Source organism: Mesorhizobium sp. WSM4822, assembly GCF_055811155.1.
In genome coordinates, this window is the sequence record NZ_JBVVQM010000049.1 from 1 (window position 1) to 5967 (window position 5967).

The window sequence follows — 5967 nt, forward strand, 5'->3', positions numbered from 1 at the left end:
CAGCTTACCCTTCGCGACGTGCTCACAGAGAAAACCCATTTCGTCAATCATCTTAGTTCCCCTTTTTGCCGCGCGTTTCATGTTTCATAGTTGTTGATTCTCTGAGATCGCGGCTCACGTTCCTGCAGCAAGACGCACTGTTTCTCCACACTAACAATTTCTGTGCATACTTGCCGATGCTGTTCAAATTCGATTTCATTGCAGTGGTCCCATTTGGGGATAGAATGCTTGGCGACCTACTGAGTGGGCGAGGAGTTGGCCACGGTTTCTGTGCGCAAGTTTGCTGGGTTTGGTGCGGCAGGGCGACCGGCGGGACCACCTGCAACACCAATAATATCCGGTCTGTCTGATTTCCCAGGCCCGGGTTCTCGATATCCGGCTCTCTCATTCAAGCAAATTAGGACCAAGTTCCGACGCATGAGCAGATTCAGGCCAGGGAAAATGCATCAGTACACGGCCCAGCAGGTGTCATAGGGCACAACGGCAGCCTCACTCCCAAAGCGGTGAAGGGCGCGTGTCGGTAAACCGCCGGGAGTCCGCCGGCCCTGTCAAGGCGGAGAGTGGCGGCTTCCATTCGTGCGCCACACTCACGATCGCCGCTTACAGCTTCCCGGTCTTCGAACAGAGACTGAATTCCCCTCAGCCAAGCTCAGCCGCGCCTCAATACAGCTGCGTCGCCGCTCCGTCCCGAACGCCACGTCAGCAATTCAGTCCCTCAGGATTGGACTCACCCACCCCTCGGCGCAGCGGCTGCCACGAAAAAATGGCACAATGGTTTCAGGGGATGCCGAATCCGAAACACCGGGTGTGGGCGACGTTGAGGATACGATTGATCAAGCTTGAATAGCTGTATCCGGCGGTCGCTGCAGCCATGACATAGCTGGAATCGTGCATATTGAGCCCCGCCGGCGAATTCATCTCCAGGACAAACGGCTGACCGGAGCGATCGATCCGGAAATCAACGCGGGCATAGTCCCGGCATTGGCAGGCTCGAAAGGTCGCAACCGAAATCTCCCGCAATATCGTCTCAAGCCCGCTCTCGATTTGCGCCGGGCAAATTTTCGGCACCGCCGCCGCCGCAACAAATTTTGCGTCCCAATCCATAAGACGCGTTTCGCGGTCGCCGAACTCGTACTCCACCAGAGGCAGAACTTCGAGTTCCTCGTTTCCGAGAAGCGAAACCCAGATTTCCCGCCCGTCAATGTATTCTTCCACGAGCGCATCCTGCGCATAATCGGTGGCGATCGCTTCCACAGCCTGCTTCAACTTAGAACGTTCATGTACGAGTTGCAATCCGAGGCTGCCGAATTCGTGGCGCGGCTTGACCACTACCGGGAACTGCAGGTCGGCGATACTCTCGGTGCCGCAACGCATGACACGAAAGTTTGGCGTCGGCACGCCGTTACTGCGCATAAGCATTTTAGCAACGACCTTGTCGCACGTCAGCCCAATCCCGAGCGGGCTAGATCCAGTGTATGGAACACCGGCCATCTCAAGCATGGCAGCAACGTGGGTTTCGCGTTTTTCGCCCTGAATTCCCTCGGCCAGGTTGAAAACCATTCCCGAGGGGCTGGCTTGCGGACCAGGTGGCATGAACCCCTCTAGCGTGGCGAGCAGTCGTTTATCGCCCTCACACAGTAGCGTCTCATGGCCGCCCTGTTGAAGTGCTGCCACTACCTGTTTTGGGATGCTGCACTCCGGTGGCATCGGACAAGGTTCGCCGAACCGGTTAATTACTCCATTAAAATCACTGTTCGTCACGATAGCTACTCGCATGAGCTACTCCTTTGTAGTTTGTCACGTTCATTCGTTCTGACTTTGTTTGCTTAGACATCTCTTGCCCCCTGCGCGCCGACCGGTACGGCTCGCCAGATCGCAATCTTCGTAACGGGTCCTCCACCATGCCTTGCAATCGGCGAGCCAACGAAGAGGCTTCGCGAGCGACGGGGCAAATTGACAGGCCGGTCATCATCTTTTCGATCAATGCCTTTTCCTGAGGTGACGGCACATCGACTGCACTCTGCAGCTGTGCGGCCCCGTCAACTCCTGCTGTCCTGGCCGGCCGGCCGCGCCGACGGAACTTCAGATTCCATGAAGCCTGAGATGATCACGCCACTCGTAAAGTCGTTGGCGACTGATACCAACCTCATCTGCCAACTTACTGACGGTTTCGCCCGCCTCCATGCGCCGGAGAAGCTCCAGCTTTTGGTCATCATCAATAACTCTTTGCCGTCCGGCCATGCCCCAGTTTCCTCTCCTTGCGCAGGGCTGTCCGGGGAAAGTCATGCATAGGTGAAGCATATCTGGTTTGGCGAGGACCTGGGTTTTCGTTGAGTTGGGTTTACAGGCGGCGGTTTGTCGATGGCGGCAATGTTTCTTCGCTCGAAGAGGCATCTGGTGACCAGATCGGTGAACCTGAGGATTGGCATGGCGATACGGTAGGCGCGAGCGGCGATGCGCAGCAGCGCATAGGCGATCATGGCGGCGAAGAGTTGCAGGCGGATGGCATTGTCGTTGTTGCCGAGGAACTTGCGGATTTTGAGGTGCTGCTTGATCCAGCGGAACAAGAGTTCGATCTGCCATCGGCCTTTGTAGAGCTGTGCGATCTCGACGGCGGTTCGCTTGAGGTCGTTGGTCAAGAGCGTGATGGTGTCGTCGTCGTTTCGCTTGAGGGTGAGCCGGCGCAACGGGATTGCCAGTTTGCTGTTGGTTTTGCTGGCAAGACTTACGTTGGCATCCTCCAGGATGGTGAAGCCATCACCCTGAGTTTGGGCGATGCGACGCTGGCACTCGACCTTGAGGCCCATATTGGATTTGGGCCGGGTGACGAAGAAGGCCTTAGCGGTGGCGATCGCCGTCCACCAGCCGTAATGGCAATAGCCCTTGTCGAACACGTAGGTGGCGCCTTGCTCGATGTTGATTGTACGGCCGATCTGGGCATCGTTGACATTGGCATCGGTGATGTCGAGGACCCGCGGGCAATCGCTGTCGGGATTGTAGACGACATGCATCTTCATGCCGCGGATGCGGCCGTTCGACTTGGCCCAGGCGCAGGCCTTGCCGAGCGGAATGGGCGTGGAATCGATCAGCCGCAGCATGGCGGTGCCCTCACGGCGCGTCTGCCGGTCAAGTTGGCCGGCAAGCAGACCGAAAGTCTCGGCAAAGAGACCAACGGGGCGGCGGCGGTTGGTCAAGGCGAATTCAACATCGACAGAATGTGCTGGCTCGCTGGGTCAGTCGCGCGAGCTATTACCGTCACTGGCTGGATTCGGCCCCTCGTCGGGCCGAGACGGGTTTGCGCGATCTCATTCAGAAGCTGGCTCTCGGCAACACACACTACGGCTACCGCCGGATTGGAGCCCTGCTTCGGCGCGAGGGGTGGCAAGTCAATCACAAATGCGTTCTGCGGATCATGCGTGAAGACAATCTGTTATGCCTGCGCGCTAGCCCCTTTGTTCCTGTGACGACCAACTCCAGGCATGGTTGGCAAGTCGTGCCGAACCGCGCGAGGGGAATGATCCTCAATGGCGTAAACCAGCTATGGGTTGCCGATATCACCTTCCTGCATCTGGCTGAGGAGTTTGCCTTCCTTGCCGTTGTCCTTGTCGCGTTCAGCCGCAAGGTTGTCGGATGGGCGCTGGATACGCATCTTAGAGCAAGCCTTGCCATCGAAGCTCTCGAGATGGCCATCGCTGATCGCCAGCCCGTAAGCGCACGAGCATTTCCAGATCGAAGGGCGCGCCTATCAGGTATCCTTTGATTGGGCCGAGGCGGGACCAGGGGAGGACAACCCCGTCCGCATATCCTTCATCCTGTGAAGCAATAAATGCGCATGAGCCAGGCGGAAATTGATGTCGCCGGGCACCAAGGCGGTGCCCTCCTGGACTGCCGAGAGCGCCTTATTCCAGTCCTGGTTTCTCACTGCCGCCCAAAATCTCTTATTGATTGACTTGTTCAACGCTTTTCGCTCGCTGTGAGTTCTCCGTCCGCGACCCCGTTCGCATTGGCAGCTTGCGCGGCACCAGCTGCCGCTGAGCATTCTCGGCAAGACGTCATCGAGTTCTGTCCGGTGACTGACAAAGGCTGTACGGCGATCTAGGTCGATCACAAACGAGGTCGGACCTGCGCCAAAAAAAACTGGCCTCCAGCCAAGGCCTTTCCAGACGCTGCACCGGGCCGACTGAAAGGAGTGTTTCGATGGTCATGCGGTTTAGGATGCGGTCAGCCGTCAATCAGTTTTGCTGCATTCGAGTAGGGCCGTGCCAGCGTGCCGAACGCCAGTAATTGCTTAACAGGACCGAATGACAACCTTGTAGCGCAAGAGCGCCGAATGTAGTGAAGCCGACATTTTGCCGGTGTTTGTTTTGAACCGGACATTTGTCAGCCGCTGGCAGTCTGGTCGTGTAGAGTCGTCGTCTCAGCAAGCGATGGAATGGTTTACTCGGCTGTTGGACACTTTCCAGCTATGAACGACGAGCTTGGGAAGGAATCCTATCTCTCTTCGAAGATATCCCGGGCTCCTTGAGGTATGGTGCGTAGAATCCGGACATGAGCATCGGATGATCAGGACGCAGCGTGGAGAAGCCTCCGGCTGAACCTTGGCAATTCTTCGATGAGCAAAGACACACCGACACCCCGACGCACTCGAACTCCGACGTGGCGTAGTTCCATGTCACTTCGGCGTCATAAGAGATCTGCTGAATGGCAACAAAGTCGTAGGCGCCGAAACGATTGGGCACAATCGCCAAATTTGGATCACATGAATGATTCACAATGACAGCCGGCTCCTGAAAAAGAGCGTGGACATTCCAGTCTAGTTGAAAAGAATTCGTCGTGCGTGTCGTCTCCATCCGCTCGATTAGCCCTATGATAACAATTTCCCCCGGCAAGAAGTCGCGAGCGGCGAATACCCCGCGCCCTCTGTCGCTACCCGTGCTGACGATTCTTACGTTTCGGGCATTGAGCTGCTGTGCGCAGGCGACGTCATCCGTCAAAATAGACAAGCTCTTGCTTATGTTTGTGTTCGACATGACCTATGTCCTTCCATTCAGGTTCATTCCGGTAAGAATATTAAGTGTCCTGAGAGGTAACTCGGTATTGCTAAGCGTCATTGGCTAACTCTCCCAACAGTGGTGAAGCGCCGAGCTGTGGATCGCCGGGGACTACTTGTCACAACGGGGCAATACCCAGGTTGGCCTGTAGTGTTCCTTCCTTCGGCTTTTCCCGAAATGAATGCCCGTTGGCAGCCCCCGCTGCCCCACACCAGGAACCCTCAAGGTTCGTGCCAATTTGGTGGGTCGGGCCGGAGAAGAAATTTTGTTATGCCTTCGGCCATCTTGCTGAGGCGAACGAGAGAATGGCTAAACAGACGTGTTTAGCGGACCCGACAAACCCGACACGAGATGTCACACAGCGGTGCTGGAGGAGCCTTTGGCTCGACTGAGAGGCAGAAGAAAGAAGACGCGGTGGCGATTTGAGGAGAAATCCGCCGAGGGACGCCGGTCCATGCTCGTCCCGCGATCGAACTGGCGGGTCGCATAATTTTGAACGAAGGGGAGTCCGACGGCGACCAAATGACCTTGCCCCTCTGATCTAATCCGGTTTGAGTTCGTTCTGGCCCATCGAGAGGACAGGACATGAAACGTAGCCGCTTCTCTGAAGAGCAGATCATCGGAATTTTGAAGGAACATGAGGCGGGGTGTCGGTTGCCGATCTGTTGGCGCAAGCACGGGGTCAGCGACGCCTCGATCTACAACTGGAAGGCCCGCTTCGGCGGGATGGATGTCTCCGAGGCTCGGCGACTGAAGGCTCTGGAGGACGAGAACACGCGGCTGAAGCGGCTTCTGGCCGACGCCATGCTCGACTATGCCGCGTTGAAGGATCTTGTGAGAAAAAATGTATGGTCCGCCCCGTCCCTGCAAGGGTTCGCGACATCGCCGATGACGATTCCAGTTGCGTAAATGTATC

At 56.7% G+C, this 5967-nt stretch carries 4 protein-coding genes and 2 pseudogenes; 2 read left to right on the forward strand and 4 right to left on the reverse strand.

The window, feature by feature from the left end:
- Positions 1-777 precede the first annotated feature (777 nt).
- The 3 genes and pseudogenes from AC0L3E_RS34330 to AC0L3E_RS34340 all read right to left on the reverse strand — a co-directional run.
- Positions 778-1776: a D-alanine--D-alanine ligase family protein gene (locus AC0L3E_RS34330; RefSeq protein ID WP_473606872.1), complete on the reverse strand. Its 999-nt coding sequence runs from the start codon at positions 1774-1776 to the stop codon at positions 778-780.
- Positions 1777-2082: 306 nt separating this feature from the next.
- The gene (locus AC0L3E_RS34335; protein ID WP_473606873.1) at positions 2083-2241 is read right to left on the reverse strand and encodes a helix-turn-helix domain-containing protein; all 159 of its coding nucleotides are present in this window, start codon (positions 2239-2241) and stop codon (positions 2083-2085) included.
- Positions 2242-2282: 41 nt separating this feature from the next.
- A pseudogene (locus tag AC0L3E_RS34340) lies at positions 2283-3188 on the reverse strand (IS4 family transposase); the annotation flags it as partial.
- Positions 3189-3295: 107 nt separating this feature from the next.
- On the opposite strand from AC0L3E_RS34340, the gene AC0L3E_RS34345 reads away from it, so the two are divergent.
- Positions 3296-3760, forward strand: coding sequence for an IS3 family transposase (locus AC0L3E_RS34345; RefSeq protein WP_473606874.1), 465 nt, complete (start codon positions 3296-3298; stop codon positions 3758-3760).
- 703 nt (positions 3761-4463) lie between these two features.
- Here AC0L3E_RS34345 and AC0L3E_RS34350 read toward each other — a convergent pair.
- Positions 4464-5030 (reverse strand): SET domain-containing protein-lysine N-methyltransferase, encoded by a 567-nt coding sequence (locus AC0L3E_RS34350; protein WP_473606876.1) that lies wholly within the window; start codon positions 5028-5030, stop codon positions 4464-4466.
- Between the two features lie 606 nt (positions 5031-5636).
- Between AC0L3E_RS34350 and AC0L3E_RS34355 the strand changes: the two are divergent.
- Positions 5637-5900, forward strand: a pseudogene (locus AC0L3E_RS34355) (transposase); the annotation flags it as partial.
- Positions 5901-5967: the final 67 nt, after the last annotated feature.

What these genes read in the sequence shown, in the direction of transcription:
- AC0L3E_RS34330 (WP_473606872.1), bottom strand. Translation starts at nt 1,776, where the DNA reads ATGCGAGTAGCTATCGTGACGAACAGTGATTTTAATGGAGTAATTAAC.
- AC0L3E_RS34335 (WP_473606873.1), bottom strand. Translation starts at nt 2,241, where the DNA reads ATGGCCGGACGGCAAAGAGTTATTGATGATGACCAAAAGCTGGAGCTT.
- AC0L3E_RS34350 (WP_473606876.1), bottom strand. Translation starts at nt 5,030, where the DNA reads ATGTCGAACACAAACATAAGCAAGAGCTTGTCTATTTTGACGGATGAC.